The sequence below is a fragment of the Aminobacter sp. P4_D5 genome (assembly GCF_056401815.1).
On record NZ_JBFUIP010001211.1, the window covers coordinates 1 to 557 of the forward strand.

At 74.6% G+C, this 557-nt stretch carries 1 protein-coding gene; it reads left to right on the forward strand.

Annotation, left to right across the window (positions count from 1 at the left end; genetic code table 11):
* Nucleotides 1–557 (forward strand): divergent polysaccharide deacetylase family protein (locus tag AC1DWF_RS37545; RefSeq protein ID WP_476843493.1); only part of this gene is annotated, 557 nt, incomplete at both ends.

Below are 557 nucleotides of genomic sequence, written 5' to 3' on the forward strand. Positions count from 1 at the left end.
GGCACCGCGGCTTCGAGACGCTGCTGGCCATCCCGATGGAGCCCGCGGGCTTCCCGATGAACGATCCCGGCAATCGCGCGCTGCTGACCGGCCTCTCCTGGGCGGAGAATGCGCAGCGGCKGGACTGGCTGCTGGCGCGCTATCCCGGCCATGTCGGCGCCATCGGCKGGATCGGCGCCATGCGCGGCGAGCGCTTCGCCGCCCTGGCCGAGCCCTTCTCCCGCCTGCAGATCGCGCTGGCCGATCGCGGGCTGCTCTATTTCGACCCGCGCCCCGGCGCCGGCGACCCGCAGCGCGCCTGGGGCCGCGGCGTCGACGTGGTGGTGGATGATCCTCCCGGACGCAACGAGATCGACGCCCGTCTGGCGCAGCTGGAGCGCGTGGCACGGGCCCGCGGCGCCGCGCTGGGCTATCTCGGCGAGGTCACACCCGTCGCGCTGGAGCGCATCTCCGCCTGGGCTGCCGGGATCGAGATGCGAAGCGTCGTGCTCGCGCCGGTGACGGCGGTGATGCGGCGGCCGCAGCAGCAGGAGGCTGCACGCCCGGCGAATCGCGCG